At 45.4% G+C, this 18531-nt stretch carries 9 protein-coding genes; 5 read left to right on the forward strand and 4 right to left on the reverse strand.

Annotated elements, in window-relative coordinates:
• Positions 1 to 155: 155 nt before the first annotated feature.
• Entirely contained in the window at positions 156 to 2333 is a 2178-nt protein-coding gene (locus HMPREF0671_RS08625; protein ID WP_036899534.1) for a hypothetical protein, read from the reverse strand.
• Positions 2308 to 3285, reverse strand: a complete 978-nt coding sequence (locus HMPREF0671_RS08630; RefSeq protein WP_156431095.1) for a hypothetical protein — start codon at positions 3283 to 3285, stop codon at positions 2308 to 2310. Before HMPREF0671_RS08630 ends, HMPREF0671_RS08625 begins: the two co-directional genes overlap by 26 nt.
• A gap of 383 nt (positions 3286 to 3668) precedes the next feature.
• On the opposite strand from HMPREF0671_RS08630, the gene HMPREF0671_RS12420 reads away from it, so the two are divergent.
• The 5 genes from HMPREF0671_RS12420 to priA all read left to right on the forward strand — a co-directional run bounded on the left by HMPREF0671_RS12420 (position 3669) and on the right by priA (position 14352).
• The gene (locus tag HMPREF0671_RS12420; RefSeq protein WP_198025896.1) at positions 3669 to 3935 is read left to right on the forward strand and encodes a hypothetical protein; all 267 of its coding nucleotides are present in this window, start codon (positions 3669 to 3671) and stop codon (positions 3933 to 3935) included.
• A 325-nt stretch (positions 3936 to 4260) separates the two neighbouring features.
• Complete coding sequence (locus HMPREF0671_RS08635) at positions 4261 to 6831, forward strand: zinc-dependent metalloprotease (protein ID WP_036899539.1); 2571 nt, start codon at positions 4261 to 4263, stop codon at positions 6829 to 6831.
• Positions 6832 to 6835: 4 nt separating this feature from the next.
• Complete coding sequence (locus tag HMPREF0671_RS08640) at positions 6836 to 9922, forward strand: TonB-dependent receptor (RefSeq protein WP_036899541.1); 3087 nt, start codon at positions 6836 to 6838, stop codon at positions 9920 to 9922.
• Positions 9923 to 9950: 28 nt separating this feature from the next.
• Positions 9951 to 11711: a RagB/SusD family nutrient uptake outer membrane protein gene (locus tag HMPREF0671_RS08645; RefSeq protein WP_036899544.1), complete on the forward strand. Its 1761-nt coding sequence runs from the start codon at positions 9951 to 9953 to the stop codon at positions 11709 to 11711.
• A gap of 373 nt (positions 11712 to 12084) precedes the next feature.
• Positions 12085 to 14352 carry a primosomal protein N' gene (gene priA / locus HMPREF0671_RS08650; RefSeq protein ID WP_036899578.1) on the forward strand — a complete coding sequence of 756 codons (2268 nt, stop codon included), beginning with the start codon at positions 12085 to 12087 and terminating at the stop codon, positions 14350 to 14352.
• Positions 14353 to 14482: 130 nt separating this feature from the next.
• Here priA and HMPREF0671_RS08655 read toward each other — a convergent pair whose 3' ends face one another.
• Both HMPREF0671_RS08655 and HMPREF0671_RS08660 read right to left on the reverse strand, forming a co-directional pair.
• Positions 14483 to 16159, reverse strand: a complete 1677-nt coding sequence (locus tag HMPREF0671_RS08655) for an OmpP1/FadL family transporter (RefSeq protein WP_036899547.1) — start codon at positions 16157 to 16159, stop codon at positions 14483 to 14485.
• 211 nt (positions 16160 to 16370) lie between these two features.
• A complete protein-coding gene (locus HMPREF0671_RS08660; RefSeq protein ID WP_036899551.1) occupies positions 16371 to 18473 on the reverse strand; it encodes an HD family phosphohydrolase in 2103 nt (700 codons plus the stop codon).
• Positions 18474 to 18531 lie beyond the last annotated feature (58 nt).

An 18531-nucleotide genomic window follows, 5' to 3' on the forward strand; every position in this document is an offset into this window, starting at 1 on the left:
ATCCCGAACTCGCGTACCACCATGAGAAGTGACGGCCTATCTGTAATATCTTGCAGAGGCCATCTTTAACGCCTGCGTTCCATCCGGGAAAGGGCAAGAAGAGGCAGCCCTTCTCGGTGACGGCAACCGTGCATTGGCGGAGTAGTCATCATGGGTCAAGTGGGAAAATCGCCTTGCATGAATCTTTGCAACACGTCGCAGCGTGTGATAATTGGGTCTAAGAAGAGCGTACTTTGTCGATAGAAGTCAGCCAACTGCGTGTAAGCGTCGTGCAGGTCGGGATATTTGAAGACACTTTCTATACCCTCCCAAAAGTAATTAGGCGATTGGCCATGCACATTGAACAGCACAAAGGCCTTGGCATAGAGACATTGTTGTTTCATTTGAAAGTTGTCGTGGGCACTGCGTAGGCACTCGTCGAGCAGTCGAACGGTCTCTTTGGCAAAGTCTTGTTCGTAGCTTTTGGCACTGTCGTAGCAACTAAAGTCGTCGCGAGTGATATACCAACAATCTCCATAAGGCGATGCCTGATAGTAGCGTTTGGCCAGTTCGTAGCCGAAATAGCAACGGTCGGCATCGGTCCCAGCCAGCTTGTAACGGCTTTGTAGTTGCAGCATATCCTCACAGAATGCCACCTTATAATTCTTCGTCAAGGCCGGAACCTCGTAGCCGTCAAAATCATTACCGTTGCGTTGGCGTACAAACCAGCGTGGAGCGGTAAAGTCACGATGATATAATACATAATTACTTTCATCGCTATTGATATAGAGCATCGGTAGTTTTCGTAGATAGGGGAGTGCTTCGGCAAATCGTCCTTCGCGCAGAAACTTACTTCCTATTAAGTTGTTATAGTATTCCCGGTCGTGCGTCGTGTGCTTTGTCACATACCGAGCCAATGCATCTTCTGGTTTGGAATAAACAAACTTGGTATAGGCTATAGCTTCTTTTGCTGTAAGACTATCCATCTTCGAGCCCAACTCCCAACCCAAAGATTCTTTGACATTGTATGTGTAAAAAGGGAATGGATAGGCTTTTGTTGTTTGGTTGTCTATATCCATCAGGGCTGTCTCCATGTTTTTGTTACCCATAGTCTTATAACGAGGTACGAGCACGGTGTAGGCCAAGCGGTCTTTTACCCTCCAAAAGTAGTCGTCTTGCCAGTCGTAGGCTGTTTGGGGAGCTATCTTTCGATCGAGCCATTCCATTTCTTGAGCAATAAATTTTGTCCCGTTGCCATGGAGAGGTAATAGTTTGGCCCGTGCCATGAGTCTGATGGCTCGTGCCACATCGTGCGAACGCGGCATTCCACGCATCATCATTGCATGCTCAGCATCGTTGGCTGCTTGTCGGTAGTTGCCCATGATGTAGTGCAACATGGCATTGGCTGCCTGCCACAAGCACGGGTCTTTCACCTTGCCTTCGTGCAGTACGCTGTTCGATAGTGCTATGAATTGCTTCATTTCTGCTGGATATGTCGGTATATATCCCACCCATTCTATGGCTTCTTTGTTCCCTTGCGTGTCGGCAGTCTCTTGCGCTCCGTTCACAAACTCTTGTATCAGATAGATGAGTGAAGGTGAGTTGGGCGTCTCGGCATATATCTTTCGGATACCCGGTACATTCCTGTATTGTTGCAATCTCCATCTCACGCTCTGCAAATCTCCTTGTTCGGCATAGATGTCGAGTGCCATTTGTATGTGCTTCTGCGCCTGTTTGTCATTGGGTAAGTTGTATAATGCGTTGGCATAAATGTTTCGACACATGTCTCGATACACTCCTTTGGACAGCGAACACCCCGTCTTTTCCCATACCAGAATGTTGTTGGCATATCGCTTCAGCATCATGTTGGCACGCATCAGCAGCAGGCAATACTGTGCTTTAAGACGTCCATGGAGTCGTTGACCGGCCGTTGTGGCAATGATGGCGAGTGTTTTGTTGGTACGAGCAATGTCCTCCGGCGTCGGATAACTCCATTGGTTATACAGGTCACCGCTCACTTTGCTGTAGTCGGCTATTTGCTTGATGTAGGTCAACATCTCTCTGTCGCCTTTCTTGCGAGCCACTTCCTTTAAAAAAGCACAGTCATCTCCGAAGAAGAGGTCATTATAACTGTATTTATTAGGGTAATGATTAGAGACTTCATTTTCCTCGCACGTTACCCCTGTATATTTCTTCCAATATTCAAACAGTTGGTAGTCGAATGTGAAATAATTATATTTCTGGTCGTACACATCAAACAGATAGTAGTTGTGTACAGGTGCCATCGGGCCGCAAGCTGAGGCTTTTCCTACAATAAATAGCAATAAACTAATGACTATAAATCTCTTCATCATGGCGGTTGTTACGTTTTAAGTCGAAGATAATTGTTTCGTTGTTGATGTCATTGCGCTTCTGTTCAAGGGCATGCTTGGTCTGTAATACCTGCTCAAGAGCAGAGTGCCTCGTAATCATCGTGTCGCCCGGCAACATCGGGTATTCATTCTCGTGGTGTACAATGCCCACGTATTTATCGCCGCGAAACAGTAGTCGGTAGGTAAAGTTGGGATAGGCGGCCGATAAGGGCAGCTTATAGCCGGCTATATAGCGCAGATATGGTTTCACGTCGCGGTAGTCCAAGATAGGATGCTCGTTGTGTATATTGGTGAAATCGCCCGTATTATATACCATCAACACACCACGGTCGGCCGGTGGGGGCGTCTGTGCCAGTTGGTGAAGGCGAATGGTTGATGACAAGTGAATGCCTTGCTTGCTCAATAGTTTTTGCATCTCTTGCATAAAAGCATAGTATGTTTTGCGGGTTGTTCGTGTCCAGTCGCAGTCTATCTGTATCTCTTTCAGTGCTGCGATACCATGTGTTTGGGTCATTTGCATGATGCGTTGCGCAACCTTTTCGGCCAGTCCGTCTACGCGATTTCGCATCACATCGTTGACAATGAATACCACCGGAATCACTTCCACCGTCTTTGGTGGAGTCTGTTTAAATGATATAGTGGCATTGGGCATGGCTTCTCCGTCGGCATTTTTTACCACATCGAAGTAGCGGATGTAGAGTTTTGAAATGTGGTGTCGATTGATATAGGCCGTATCTACCGCAAAGCTGGTACTCCAATAATAGGCCGAGCGAACTTTGACAGGTTTCGGTTGCTCGTGGCATGCGGTCAATGCTGAGTACAGCAATGCTATCAATGTTCCGATCATCCATGTCCTACGCAATGTCCTCGCGCTGCTGTAGTCATGGTATAGTCCTGTTATTGTTTGCATCACTCCTTTCATAGCTATCTTCATAGTGTTGTTGCAAACTTATCAATTTTATCTGAATCAGCGGAGGATTAGCTTTGAATTATCATTATTTTACATAAAAATTGGTCGTCAACCATACTTTCTTGTCTTGTACCAATTTCTTACTTGACTGATTGCAGTGGCTAGGCAGTGTCGCTGCCTCGACTTTTCAGCATTTCTGAATAGGCTTGGCAGCGATGCTGAATAGGCGCTGCAGAAGCCCCACCCCGCACCAATCATTTTAGTAAACAAGTGAACGAGTAAACAAGTAGACAAGATTTTAGGTTGACAAGTAGATGAGTTTAGGGGGCAGTTTGTAAGTTTTTGAGTTGATAAGTTATTGGTTGAGTTTGTTAGTTCATGAGTTTTTGAGTTGATAAGTTTTTAAATTGTGGGACGGAAAAGGTTTATTTCTTACTCCCTCTCCTTTTGGAGAACCATCGGTCATCGACCGAGTAGTCGCTGTCGGCTCAGCCGGTACGACTAAAAACGAGGGAGATAATGACTGGGGAGAGGCTTCTGTAGGGACGTGGCATGCTACGTCCGCGGGGAAGTCCACAGTCATATTTGCTCCTAGATTTACAGTGTATATACAGTTCTCGGACGCGACATGTCGCGTCCCTACGAGTCTTGCCATGTACTTATGTATTGTCTAGTGTAAGCAAATAGCATTTATACCGTATGACAGACCACGTTTTTAAGCGATAAGTACAGAGGCTTTACTGACCTGTAGGGGCGAATTGAATTTGCCTTATAAGGTATAAAACAATGGTGAAATGTATGGGACGTCTTTTAGGCTAGGCTTTCCTTAGTGCAAACTTTTATGAACAATAAATAGAAATAAAAGTATTTTTGTCAAAAATATGCCATTATAAAAATAGTAAAAATGGTTGTTTTTTATTATATTTGCACATTCTTAAATTATAATTCCATGTTTCTATACGGGAAGTAATACTCAATATCATAACAAAATCCAACTTTATGAATAGAATTCTGCTGATTTTGCTATTGGCAGGTGCTGTGAATTTGCAGCCCACAATGGCAAAGAAAAAGAGTAAGGTAAAAGTAGACTCGTTGCTGACGGCCAAAGATAAGCCGGGCAAGTCGCCGGTAGCTGATTTCAACAAGGCTGTGAAAGAGGCTAAACTTGTCAAAGGTATGTTTGATACATACTTCACTAAAGACGGAAAACTGTATTTTAGTATTGCCGATTCGGCTTTCTCACGCAGTTATATCCTCTCTAACCGCGTGTCGTCTACCAGCAATACCAATGATTATGTAGCCGGACAGATGGTAGATGCGCCTCGTTTGATTCGCTTCTCTACCGATAGCGTGCGTGTATACTTGCATTTAGTGCAGAATACCAACGTAGTAAAGAAGGGCGATCCGATTGCTGCTTCGTTTAAAACAAACTTTGCCGACCCCATCTTGAAGGCCTTTAAGATAGTGGGAAAGAAAGATGGTAAGGTGCTCATTGATATGACTTCGTTCTTCGGAGGCAACGAGAAGAGTTTGAGTCCGATGAAGCCTGACAACCCTCTGTCGGTGCTTTTTGGAGGTAGCCGCAACTTAAAAGGCTCTTTTATCTCGGATGCTTCGGGTATCACCGATGTGAAGTCATTCCCTCGCAACATCGAGATTATCAGTTCGTTGAGCTTCGACCTGTCAAAAGAAAACATCCCTTACACCGTAGTCATGCATCGTTCGCTCTTCATGGCGCCCGAGAAACCGATGGCTATGCGCCTACAAGACAACCGTGTGGGATTCTTCAGCACCGATAAGAAAATCTATTCTTCGACATCGGATCGTGTAGATAAGAAGACTTATATACACCGTTGGCGTCTAGAACCCAAGGATGAAGACCGCGATCGCTACTTCCGTGGCGAATTGGTAGAGCCCAAGAAACCTATTGTTTTCTATGTAGACTCAGCCTTCCCCGATAAGTGGCGTGGCACCGTAAAGCAAGGTATAGAAGACTGGAACAAGGCTTTTGAGGCTGCAGGATTCAAGAATGCTATCATGGCAAAGGATTATCCGAAGAACGATTCGACCTTCAACCCTGCCGACATGCGCTATAACTGCATCAAATATGCCGTTACCGAGACTGCCAATGCGATGGGTCCGAGCTATGTAGATCCTCGAACGGGCGAGATATTGACCGCAGATGTCATTTGGTATCACAACGTTATATCGCTCTTGCACAACTGGCGATTTGTCCAAACAGGTGCTGTTGATGCGCGAACTCATAAGGCTGTGTTCGACGACGACTTGATGAAAGAGTCTGTACGCTATGTGGCTGCCCACGAAGTAGGCCACACGCTGGGTTTGATGCACAACATGGGAGCCAGCTATTCGTTCCCTGTAGACTCGCTACGTAGTCCTTCGTTCACCCAGAAATATGGTACTACACCTAGTATCATGGACTATGCACGTAACAACTTCATCGCTCAGCCGGGCGATTTGGAGCGTGGTGTGAAGCTCACTCCGCCTATCTTGGGTGTTGAGGATATCTATGCTATCAACTGGGGTTATCGTCTTATCAAGGATGCTGATACTCCCGAAAAGGAGAAACCCACTCTCGATGCATGGATTAAAGCTAAGAGTGGCGACCCTATGTATGAGTTTGGAGTGCAGCAGTTCATGGGTGCCGTAGACCCGACCGACCAGTCTGAAGACTTGGGTAACGACCATATCAAAGCCGGTAACTACGCTATCAGCAACTTGAAGATTATCATGCGTAATCTAGAGAAGTGGACCTATAAGCCCGGTGATACTTATGAAGCTGTGAAAGATATGTACAAACAAGTCGTATCGCAGTACACTCGCCATCTCTTCCATGTGATGCCTTACATCGGAGGTGTGCGTTTCGAGGAAATCAGACAGGGTGATAACAAGGGCGCTGCACGCCATTATATCGACCGAGCTACCCAAAAGCGTGCCATGCAATGGCTTATCGGACAGGCTCGCAGCTACAATTCTTGGTTGTCACCACAATCACTTTTGAATAAACTAGACTTGCCTTCTAATGTTAATGAGAGGTTGCAGTCGTCGGTAGTAGGTGCACTTTATGCCGGTACTCGCTTGTTCCGCATCAGCGAAGGATACAAGATTAATCCTGCAAAGAATTATAGTCTTGATCAATATATGAATGATGTGTTCAACACATTATTTGCTCCTACGATGCAAGGTCGTGCTTTGAGCGAAGCCGATTTGAGTCTACAGTCGGGCGTTCTCTCTGTTTTCAAGATTACAAGTGGCTTGCAACTCAAGCAAGGGAAGAAGGGACTGCTGTTGACAGAGGCTGAATTGGCTGAAAATTTGGCAGCAGAGACTACCGAATTGGCATGTTGCAAGGCTCATCAGGGCGATTCATTCATGCGTATCAATTACGGTTTGCCATCATTACCCAGCGATGTGCTCTCTCCATTGATGTTGAGTCAGCTGAAGAAAGTACGCAATTTGTACATTCGGAAGCGTGCTACAGGCGATAGCAAGACACGCAACTTCTATGAGTATCAGATATTGATGATTGATAAACTCTTAAAGGAATAAATTTATGAGGAGACTTTTTTGTTTATTGACTTTGCTGTCTTGCCTCTTCTCTGTCAATGTTTTGGCACAGGATTTGAAAGTCAGTGGAAAGGTGGTTGACTCCACTGGTGAACCCGTTATTGGGGCTAATGTAAAGGTAGAAGGTGGAAAATTGGGCGTCATGACCGATAAGGATGGTAACTTTACTATCACGATGCCTAATGGAAAATCTACTTTGGTGGTGTCTTATATCGGCTATAAGGCATCTATAGTACGTGCTGTACTGGGCAAATGGTTGAACATCAAACTCGACGAAGACGCTCAGAACCTCGATGAACTCGTAGTTGTAGGTTACGGAACGCAGAAGAGATCGAACCTTACCTCGTCTATTGAGGTGGTGAAAGGTACCGATTTGGCTCGCGTCCCTACACCTAATTTGGATGAGGCTCTGAATGGTCAGGTGGCCGGTTTACAGGTTATGTCGGTGTCAGGTGACCCCGGTACGGCTCGCGAGGCAAATCTTCGAATCCGCGCTGTCACCGGTGCTTCATCGTCACCGTTGCTTGTTATTGATGGCGTTCCACGTTTCTCGGAGAACACAAGCGATGGAGAACAACGCTTATCCGACCTGAACCCCGATGATATTGAGAGTATCTCAATTCTCAAAGATGCTGCTGCCGCTGCCGTTTACGGTGTGCGTGCTGCCAACGGAGTCGTTTTGATTAAGACAAAGCGTTCAAAAGGCGACTCAAAACTACGCATCAACTATCGCGGTCAGTACAATATTCAGAAAGCAACCAAGTTCCCCAAGTTCTTGAACAGCTACGAATTTGCCAAGTTATACAACAAGGCTGTAGAGGGAGAAGCCAATGTGAATCCCTATACCGACGAGGAATTGGAGATGATTCGTACACAGTCCAATCCTAATAAGTTTGCCGATACCAATATCATCGACTATTTGAACAGCCATGGATATTCTACTACGCATAGCGTTTCGCTCTCTGGTGGTAATCAGTTCCTGCGTTATTATATCTCAGGTTCGTACACCAAGACGGCCGGTTTGTACAGTGGAGTAGGGCGCGATCGCTTCAACTATGCTGCCAAATTGGATGCTACGCTGGCCAAGGGACTTGTCCTTTCGCTCGATTTCAATGGTGTTCGTTCCGGTTATAAGAACACTAGCTTTACCACAGTAGACGCTGCTTACAGCTATTCTCCCGTTCAACCGTTCACTCTTACGAACGGTGAGCTGGCTAGTATCAATGGTGGTAATCCATTGATTAATATTCGTGGACTCGGCGGATATACTCGTAACCGTGTGAAGATGAACACTATCACGGCCAATTTGAATTGGGATATTCCTTGGGTAAAAGGTCTCTCGGTTTATGGTAAGGTGACGATGGACAACAACAACTCTATCCGTAACGAGTTTAATTCGCCTGTTGCGCTCTACACTTACGACGAAGCTAGCAAGGAAATCAAAGTAGATAAGACCACTGTGTATCCGAAAGCGAAGATTTCTATGTACCAGATGGACCAGTTTGTGGACAATACTTTGTTGGAAGCTGGTATCAATTACGCTCAGACTTTCAAGGAAAAGCACAGTGTAACAGGTATGATGGTTGCCAACTATCAGATGTATAAGAACAAATACATGGATGGTAGAAACAGCGATTTGCCCGGTGTTTATCCTGAATTTATCGGTAATACTGAAATTGGTTCGCTTCATGGAAAAGAAAGCGAGATACAACGTGCGTCGTTGATTGGCCGTGCTACCTACGCTTACGAGAATCGTTACTTCGCTGAGTTCAGCTTCCGTGTGGACGGTTCTGCCAAGTTCCATCCCGACCACAGATGGGGTTTCTTCCCCACAGTATCTGCTTCGTGGATGCTATCTAACGAAAAGTTCTTCAAGAACTGGAAACAGCGTGTCATCAGTAATGTGAAATTCCGTGGTTCAACTGGTATCCTCGGACGTGATGGTGGTGTACAAGACTACTCTTATTTATTGAGTTATATCTACTCACCTGTCAACGGTTACAATCTCGGTGGATTATTGAAGCCCGGTATTGTGGTGAATTCTGGTAACTATCCTAATGCTAGATTGAAGTGGGAAAAGAGTCGTGACTACAACTTCGGAATCGATCTTGGCTTCTGGAACAACCGTTTTGGCATCACTTACGAGTACTATTTGCGCTATAAGACCGACATGCTTTCAAATGCTCCCGATTATATGTATCCTCCTACGACAGGTACAAATGGAGCTGTTCCTTATATGAACTATGGTAAAGTAAAGGCTTGGGGATGGGATTTAACCCTCACTCATCGCAACTCAATAGGCAAGTTCCGCTATGACGCATCGTTCATGTTATCGCTCGGGCGAGACAAAGTGCTCGACTATGGAGACGAAAGCAACCAGTTGGAGAACCTTCGTCGCAAGGGACATAGCATCGGTACATCGTGGATGTACGAAGCATTGGGACTCTTCCAGACGCAAGAGGAGATTGATAATTGGAAGTTGAATCAGGACGGAAGTTACAATGGTAAGAACAAGACTGTGAAGCCCGGTGACATCAAATATAAAGACCAGAACGGTGACGGTGTGCTCGATAAGAAAGACGAAGTGGCATTCAAGAATTCGGCTTATCCCGATTTCACGGGAAGTTTGAAGTTGGGTGCTAGCTATAAGGGCGTATTTGTCAACGTAATGTTCCAAGGTGTGGCCGGTTATAAGCAGTATATCACAGAGGCTTATACGCTCGAAAAAGGTAGCTTACCACGTTTCCAAGATTATCATCTCACCGATTGTTGGACGCCGGAGAACCCCAATGCGGAGTATCCTCGCGTCAAGTTGGCAACCTCAATTGATAACAACCGTTTGGCATCTTCGTTCTGGTTGCGCGACAATAGCTTCATTCGTTTGAAGTCGCTCAATATCGGTTACAGTCTGCCGGCATCTACTTTGAAGAGCTTGAAACTCAGTTCGCTCACCATTACTTTGATGGGTGGTAATCTGTTTACATGGAGTAAGCTGAAGCACATGGACCCTGAATCACGTCGAGGCTATCCTATTCAGCGTACATACGGCTTGAGTTGTAACATCGGTATTTAATGGTTTTACTATAAATAATTGTACGACAATGAACAAAATACGAACATATTTACTGAATGCGGTCGGTCTGTTGACACTCGCAACAGGCTTTACCGGCTGTAACAATCTGTTCCACGACGCGCCAGTAGACAAGTTGGCTGAGCCTAGTATATGGAAAAGTCCACTCTTACTCGATGAGTATACGATGCCTTGGTATCGCAATATGCATAACGGTTTCAACATCCTCATGTCTACCAGTTGGCTATTGCGTAGCATGTCTCAGCCTTTCCCGGCTTGGTATAGTGACCAGTTGACCTACTCAATGAGTACTTGGGGACGTACCGGATTTGCCGATGAGCAGGCTGGAAAAGAAACTGCTATCACGCGAACAGCCGGCAGTTCATGGGGTAGTTGTTACGAAATGATTCAGCACATCAACCGTTTGCTGGCCAACGAAGGAAGTATTGCCAATGGAGCTTCCAAGCAACGCATCTTGGGTGAGGCTCATTTCTTCCGTGGATATTATTATTATATGTTGTTGAGACGCTTCGGCGCACCTCTACTGATAGACCATTTATACGATCCACTCAACGATAATGAGAAGTTCCCGCGCTCGTCTTATGAGAAGATGGCGGAGTTTATAGTTTCCGAAGCTCAGCAGGCTGCCGAGTTGTTGCCTGCAAAATATGAGTCGCAAGATGTAGGTCGTGTGACTAAGGGAGCTGCCATGATGCTCAAAGCGAAGGTGTATTTTTGGGTTGGTTCGCCACAGTTCCAGAATAAGGATAAAGAATATTATGGCTTTACCGGAGACCGTTCGAAGGAGATGATGCAGAAAGCAGCGGCTGCTTATGAGGAGTTGGTGAAGTCGGGATTGTACAGTCTCGTGCCCGTAACAGGTAGTACAGAGACTGCTATTGCCGATAGCTACACCAAGATATTCCTCACGAAGAACAGCGTTGAGTCTATCTTGGAAGTTCATCATAGCGATACCGGTATTGTAGAAGACTTCGGACATCGTCTGGACGAGGATGCTGCGCCTCCTTTCCTCAATGGTAAGCGATGCGCTTATGTCCCCACTCAGAACCATGTTGATGAATATGGCATGCGTGATGGAAAGACGTTAGATCCTCAACATCCCTTTGAAAATCGCGACTATCGCTTCTATGCCAACATCCTTTATGATGGTTCGTCGTTCCGTAGCCACGTGATGGACATCCATTATACAATGGAGGGTGGCAAGAAGAAGGCTGGTGTAGACCTCACGAAGTATGGTACTGACCGCAATGCAGGTGTTACCCGCACGGGATATTACATGCGTAAGTTCCTTGATCCCACAGCTTCTCTCTTTGGAGACAACAAGTATGGTAGCAAGCAGAACTATATTATCTGGCGTTATGCTGAGGCTTTGCTCGACTATGCCGAGGCTTCTTTCCGCTCAGGTAATACTGCTGTGGCTCTCAATTTGGTCAATCAGGTGCGTAAACGTGTACACATGCCGGAATTGACGAGCATTACCCTCGACCAGATTCTCAACGAACGTCGAGTGGAACTAGCCTTCGAAGAGACTACATACTGGGATTATCTGCGTCTAGGTACGGCTGTTGCCAAGCTCAATGGTTCGGAAAATCCATTGCGTGGTATGGAGATTGTGAAGGGTGAAGATGGTAAGATGACTTACAAAGTGTCTGCCCTCAAGTCTCAGAAGACCGAACGTGTGTTCAGAGCTAATCAGAATTATTACCCCATTCCATGGTCTGAAGTGCGCTATCATGAAATAGACCAGAATGCAGAATGGAACGAGAAGTAAACTAACATTTTTAATATGATTGTACTCCCTCTTTCTGTCGACAAGGCAGGAGGAGGGAGTTTGCTTTGTGTGGAGTTAGAAGTGAGGAGTTATGAGTGAGTAGTTAAGTTGTAGAAATCAATATTTCTAATCCATTACTCTGCGACTCTTCGTTTACTGCAAGGCTGCATCAGCATTACTGTTCGGGCTATGCAGTAATGCTGAAGAGGCTTTGCAGCATTGCTGCCTCGGCCTTGCAATATCCTTATCCCGACTCTTTAAGCCTCATTCTAGCGATTACTTACCTTGTTAATCGCTATATCTTCGCATATAAAAGCAGTGGTTTTATTTTGAAATCAAGGCAACTTCCATTAACTTTGTGTGCCGAATGCAGATGTATGTAGACGTCATATTGCCCCTACCTTTGGAAGGATTGTTCACCTATTCCGTGCCCGACGAATTGTCAATGAGAGTAGGTGAGGGGATACGTGTGCAGGTGCCACTAGGCAAAAGCAAACGGTATACGGCGATGGTGGCTAAGGTTCATGAGACGAAACCGGATTTTGAAGTACGTCCCATCCTTGCCGTTCTTGACGAATCGCGTATGTTGTTACCACAACAATTGAAGTTGTGGCAATGGATAGCCGACTATTATCTGTCGCCGATTGGCGAGATTTATAAAGCAGCTTTGCCCTCCGGTCTGAAAGCAGAGGATGGTTATCGACCTAAGACGGAGGTGTATGTGGGATTGGCAGAGCCTTTTCGTACTGAGCAAGCATTACATGTGGCGCTGAATATTTTGGCACGTGCCACCAAGCAAGCCCATGCTTTCGCGGTATTTTTGGTTTTGAGTCATTGGGATTCGTTGCAAGGCGATACACCGCAGCAACCGATAACCGAGATAACGCGCGAAGAACTGATGAACGAAGCGCATGCCACGTTGGCTCATGTGCGTGCACTCATCGACAGAAAGATACTTTATCTCTATGAAAAAGAGGTGGGACGACTGAATGGAACTGACCGTCCTATGCCCGAAAATATCAAGCCGCTCAATGATGTTCAGACAGTGGCGTATCGCGAGATAGCCGCTCAATTCCAAAAGCGACAAGTAGTTTTGTTGCATGGAGTGACGTCGAGTGGTAAGACAGAACTCTATATTCACTTGATACAAGAGGCTATCGACCGTGGCGAACAGGTGTTGTACCTGCTTCCGGAGATAGCTTTGACGGTGCAGATGACCGAGAGATTGCAACGCGTCTTTGGCAATCGACTGGGTATCTATCATAGTAAATATAGCGATGCCGAGCGTGTTGAGATTTGGCAGAAGCAACTATCAGACCATCCCTACGATGTGATTCTCGGTGCACGCAGTGCTGGCTTCCTTCCATTTCAGCGGTTGGGGTTCGTCGTTATAGACGAAGAACATGAGTCAAGTTTTAAACAACAAGACCCAGCACCGCGTTATCATGCACGAAGTGCGGCTATCGTGTTGGCACAGATGTATGGTGCGAAGACCCTGTTGGGTACGGCTACGCCCTCAATGGAGAGCTACTACAATGCGCAAACGGGCAAATACGGACTGGTAACGCTCCAAACCCGCTATCAAGGCATACAACTTCCGGAAATACAGGTGGTCGATGTGAAAGACTTACGACGTCGCAAGATTATGCGTGGGGCGTTTTCTCCGGTGCTATTGAAGGCTATTAGAGAGGCTTTGGCAGCCGACCAACAAGTGATACTCTTTCAAAATAGGCGTGGATTTGCACCGATGATAGAGTGTAAGGTGTGCGGATGGGTGCCTAAATGTGATAACTGCGACGTGTCGCTCACATTGCATAAGAATATGAATCAACTGTCGTGTCACTACTGTGGATTTACTTATTCCGTGCCCGAAGAGTGCCCTAATTGTGGTAATACCGACCTGCATGGACGTGGTATTGGTACCGAGAAGATAGAAAGTTTGATTACTGAGGAGTTCCCCGAAGCCCGAGTGGCTCGTATGGATCTTGATACTACACGTACGAAAAATGCTTATGAACGTATTATTCGCGACTTTGCTGCCGGACGTACCAACCTCTTAATTGGTACGCAGATGGTGACCAAGGGGTTGGACTTCGATCGTGTGAGTGTGGTGGGAATATTGGATGCCGACTCGATGTTAAATTATCCTGATTTCAGAGCCTACGAACATGCTTTTATGATGATGGCACAGGTGAGTGGAAGAGCAGGCCGAAAAGGTACTCGCGGACGTGTTATCCTACAAACGAAGAATCCTGATTTGTCGGTTATCAATCAAGTGGTGCATCACGATTTCAAGGGGTTCTATACCGATTTGATGGAAGAACGCCGTCTATTCCGTTATCCACCATTTTTCCATTTGGTGTATGTCTACTTGAAACATCGCAATGCAGATGTGGTAGAGTCAGCCGGATTGGAACTTGGCGGACGCTTGCGCCAGTATTTTGGTGATCGGGTTTTGGGGCCCGATAAGCCGGCTGTAGCACGTGTAAAGCAACTTCATATTCGCAAATTGATGCTGAAATTAGAGAATGGTATCGACCAAAAGAAGGTGAGAGAGGTGTTGAGATGGGTGCAGGTAGAGTTGATGAAGGATAAGCGCTACGCCCTCTTGCAGATATATTACGATGTAGATCCTATGTAAAAAGGTATTGTCCGTTTGGAACAATACCCTTTTACACTGTTAGAAGTGAGGATTTAAAAGTTAGGAGTCAATAGATCATAACTGAAAACAAAAAGCCCCTCACATGGAATGAGGGGCACGAGAGAATTATTTAAAAATCTATATCTAGTCCGATACCAAATACTCGGTTGGTACGAGTGAAGTCGTCTGCACCGTAAAGCAAGCTTTTGCCATCGCCTTGAGGGGTGGTAAGCAGACCTTGGGTAGTTTGTAAAGCTGCTTTAACTTTGCTTTCGTCCATGCCTAATGCACCTCCCAGCTTGCCAACAATGCCTCCGGCCAAATTTGAAAGATTATTGTAGTTGTTGGTATTACGCTTGTAATGTGTATAATTAGTTTGGAAATAAGCGAGGTTCAGAGTCATCTTCTTGTTGAGATGTATGCCGACACCGAATCCGAACGAGTAGCTATTCACATTGAAGCTGATGTCTTCCATATACTCATCTGTCATTTGATAGCGTGTAACCTGGGTACCACCACTCACGGTAAAACGTTTGTTGATGTCGTATTCAGCACCGAAGAGATACTCGTTGGTATCACCTCCGAGCAGTTTTTGCTTATTATTATAGAGATGGGCATTCTTGTCGAAGTAATGATGCCAACCGGCATTGAGTCGCAATGTAGGTAGTACAGACCACTGGGCGCCCACAGTGAGTAGGCTGGGAGAGTCTTCTTCTACTTCTTTTCCATCTTCAAATTTTGCCAATTGTTTAAGGTTCTTGGCGCTCTCGCTATTTGCCGATTTGTTTTTCAAGCGCATACTAGTCTTGAATTCGTATTTAGCTGCGAAGTTGAAATCTCCCGTTTTGTAGTCGATACCCAAGATAGGAGCGAGTCCCCAACCTGTTTGGTCGCAGTTGAGGGTTACGTCTTGTGTCGCAATACCGAGTGCACCGAGGCTGGCTCCTTTGATTTTGTAATCCTTAGCCGAGGCAGCGGCTGCTGTGGCAGCGGCTACATTGCCTGCTTTTGCATATTGTTCGGCTGCAGCGGCATATTTACCTGCTGCCTCGAAAGCGGCTGCCGACTGTGCTGTAAAAGCTGATGGTGCATTGACAAATTCTGTAGAACCGGCAGTACGCACCTTGATGTTACGCACATAACCATAATAGTTGGCATTGCCATAGAGCAGTCGCAGACCACCATATACAGAGAGATGGTCATTGATTTGGTATGCTGTTCCGAGTGTAAATCCAAAGTAATATTGTCTACCACGCATGTATGTATCCATGTCGTATTGCTCAATAGCGGGGAGTCCAAGTGCTCCTAAACCGAGTTTGGTAGTCAATGCGTCAAGGTGACCGGATAGTAATGGCAGCATGGCAACGCTACTTTCAAACGAACCTAAGCCTTTGGCAAACTCTGCTTTACCTCCTCCGCCGGTAACGGCAAAATTGAATTGGAAACTCCACTTGCCTTTGTTGTAGGCTGTTTGTAAAGCAGGAAGGATGGGCGCATTGGCAACTCCTTTGAAGGTCTTATTGGTTTTGCCCTCATTCTGTGTTCCGAAAGCAAAAGCACCAAAGGTCGAATTGACACTACGAGTTTGATGTGCATTCTGTATATTGATTGATAGATGCCATCCATCGTTGAGGAATACCACACCGGCAGGATTGAAATATACTCCGTCTATAGCAATGGCTGCGTCGCGAGCCGGGTTGCGAAGGAAGGTAACACTTTGGTTAGTATTGGTTAATAAACCACCTGCCCATGAGAATTGAGACGTTAACAAAATTGCAACAACAATTATAAATTTTAACTTAGTCATCTTGAATAGTTGTAAAAAATATGTCTGCAAAGTTATTAAAAATGTTCTATAATTCTCTAATAAGGTTTTGTTTATTTAGTAATGTTAACAATGCAACAATAAAAGCCTGCACAAATCAGTATGTTTGTGCAGGCTTTTAGGCATGTAGTATTGTTTAGTTGGCTACAGCCAATAAACTGATATATTATATAATATGGTATATATGATAGGCTTATTTCGGCTTTCCGGTTGTATCAGTTGGCTGCTTTGGTGCATCTTTGATACCTTTTTTGAGTTCTGGATAAGAGATACGCGTGTGGTAAATAGCTTTAAGTCGCTCAATAGCGACTTGTTTAGCCTGACTTATATCACGGAATGTGATAGGGCATTCGGTGAAGAATCCATCGGCCACTTGGGCGTCAATGAGTTTGTTAACCAAAGCGCTGATACTCTCTTCGGTGTATTCCGGCAACGAGCGGGAGGCTGCTTCTACCGTGTCGGCCATCATCAATATGGCTTGTTCGCGTGTGAATGGATTCGGACCGGGGTAGGTAAAGCTCTCCATATCTATTTCTTCATCGGGGTGAGCATTCTTGTAATTCACGTAGAAATACTTGGCTACACCACGCCCATGATGTGTAACGATGAAGTCTTTGATAAACGATGGAAGGTTATTCTTTTCTGCCATCTTTACTCCTTCGGGCACATGGTTGATGATAATCTGTGCACTTTCCTTGGGAGTCATATTATCGTGAGGGTTTATACCGACCTGATTCTCGGTGAAGAAGACTGGGTTTTCCATCTTCCCTATGTCGTGATAGAGTGCTCCGGTACGCACGAGGAGACTGTTGGCACCTATCTTATTGGCAATCTCTGCGGCCAAATTACCCACTGTAATGGAATGTTGGAAAGTGCCGGGAGCTATCTCGCTCATGTCGCGCAAGAGTCCCTTGTTGGTGTTAGAGAGCTCGAAGAGCGTTACGTCGCTTGTAAATCCGAATGCCTTCTCAATGAGATACATCATCGGGTAAGTGAGTAATAGGAAGATACCGTTGGCAATGAAGTGGTAGTACATGTCTTGATTCAACTTCGATACATCCTCGTTTTGCATCATCTGCAAGGCAAAATAAACGAGGAACGTACCAACGGTGACAAGTAATGCCGTCTTAAATACCTGCGAACGTTTGGATAGTTCGCGTAGCGAATAGATGGCTATGAGCCCGGCTACCAATTGTATGATGATGAATTCGTATTGGTATTTCACGGCCGCGGCACTGATAAGAATCATCGTACAGTGTGCGATGAATGCCGTGCGAGAGTCCATAAATACGCGAATGAAGATAGGTACCATCGCAAAAGGCAGGATATATACGCTGAAGATGCTGTGGCTCATCATCAAAGATACCAAGATGGGGAAGATGGTAATGAGCGAATAGAGCATCATAATGCTTCGTTGGTCGCGGAAATAGTCGCGTCTGAAGAGTGCCAGATAGGTCGTGAAGAGCGTGATAAGCATAAAGACAAAGATGCATTGACCGATAGTGGTGTACGTAATCTCTTGCTTACTGGCATTGCGTCGAGACATTTCGCGCTCGAAAGAGCTAAGCACTCGGTACACATAATCATCTACAATCTCACCTCGGTCGATGATTTTTTGCCCACTCATCACCATTCCGCTGGCGATAGGAATACCACTCAATATGTCGTTTTTCTCCGTTTCACTGCGCTCACTGTCGTATTCTAGGTTTGGTACAATGTAGTTATTGAGATTCAGTCGTTGCAAGAGCGGGCGCTGTTGAGCTAACTTCTCATCTTGGAACAACTGTTCATATGCAGTCATGGTAGAGTAGATACAGTTGATTTGTACACCTGTTGCTTTCTTTCCATTGACTATTCGGAGGATGTTGGTAGAATCTTTTGCCAGTACATTATACTCCGGCATCTTCATGATACCGGCTTGATAAAGTCTGTGAAAACGGTCTAGTAACAAGATTTTATACTCTTCTGTGAGTCCCGATGAACTGTTGGCAAAGTCTTTTTTGAACTTTGCCACCTGCTGTTTTTCTACATAACTATTATAATTATAGTAGGGCTGGAACAATTCCATCATGGAGTCTTGCTCGGATTTCAGTATCTCATCGGTCTTATAAATGGGGAAATCGAACTTCGCGATGAACGAACCGTACATCCATGGTTTACCCACATCGTAGCGGAAATGCTGTACTTCGTTGCGTGGCAAGAACCATACAATGACAGCAACCGTAATGGATATGAGGGCTAGGCGACTGAAAAGATTTCGCCAATAGTACTTAGATGTCTTGTAAGAATATCTCATTATAAACGGTGTTTATGTCTATTATTATGCGAAAATACAAAAAAAGAACGGCATTACT

The sequence above is a fragment of the Prevotella sp. S7 MS 2 genome, from assembly GCF_000762865.1.
GTDB lineage: Bacteria > Bacteroidota > Bacteroidia > Bacteroidales > Bacteroidaceae > Prevotella.

Bases quoted from the DNA above. Each gene is read 5' to 3' on its own strand.
- HMPREF0671_RS08645 (WP_036899544.1), top strand. From the start codon at position 9,951: ATGAACAAAATACGAACATATTTACTGAATGCGGTCGGTCTGTTGACA.
- HMPREF0671_RS08625 (WP_036899534.1), bottom strand. From the start codon at position 2,333: ATGATGAAGAGATTTATAGTCATTAGTTTATTGCTATTTATTGTAGGA.
- HMPREF0671_RS08660 (WP_036899551.1), bottom strand. From the start codon at position 18,473: ATGAGATATTCTTACAAGACATCTAAGTACTATTGGCGAAATCTTTTC.
- HMPREF0671_RS08655 (WP_036899547.1), bottom strand. From the start codon at position 16,159: ATGACTAAGTTAAAATTTATAATTGTTGTTGCAATTTTGTTAACGTCT.
- priA (WP_036899578.1), top strand. From the start codon at position 12,085: ATGTATGTAGACGTCATATTGCCCCTACCTTTGGAAGGATTGTTCACC.
- HMPREF0671_RS08635 (WP_036899539.1), top strand. From the start codon at position 4,261: ATGAATAGAATTCTGCTGATTTTGCTATTGGCAGGTGCTGTGAATTTG.
- HMPREF0671_RS08630 (WP_156431095.1), bottom strand. From the start codon at position 3,285: ATGAAGATAGCTATGAAAGGAGTGATGCAAACAATAACAGGACTATAC.
- HMPREF0671_RS08640 (WP_036899541.1), top strand. From the start codon at position 6,836: ATGAGGAGACTTTTTTGTTTATTGACTTTGCTGTCTTGCCTCTTCTCT.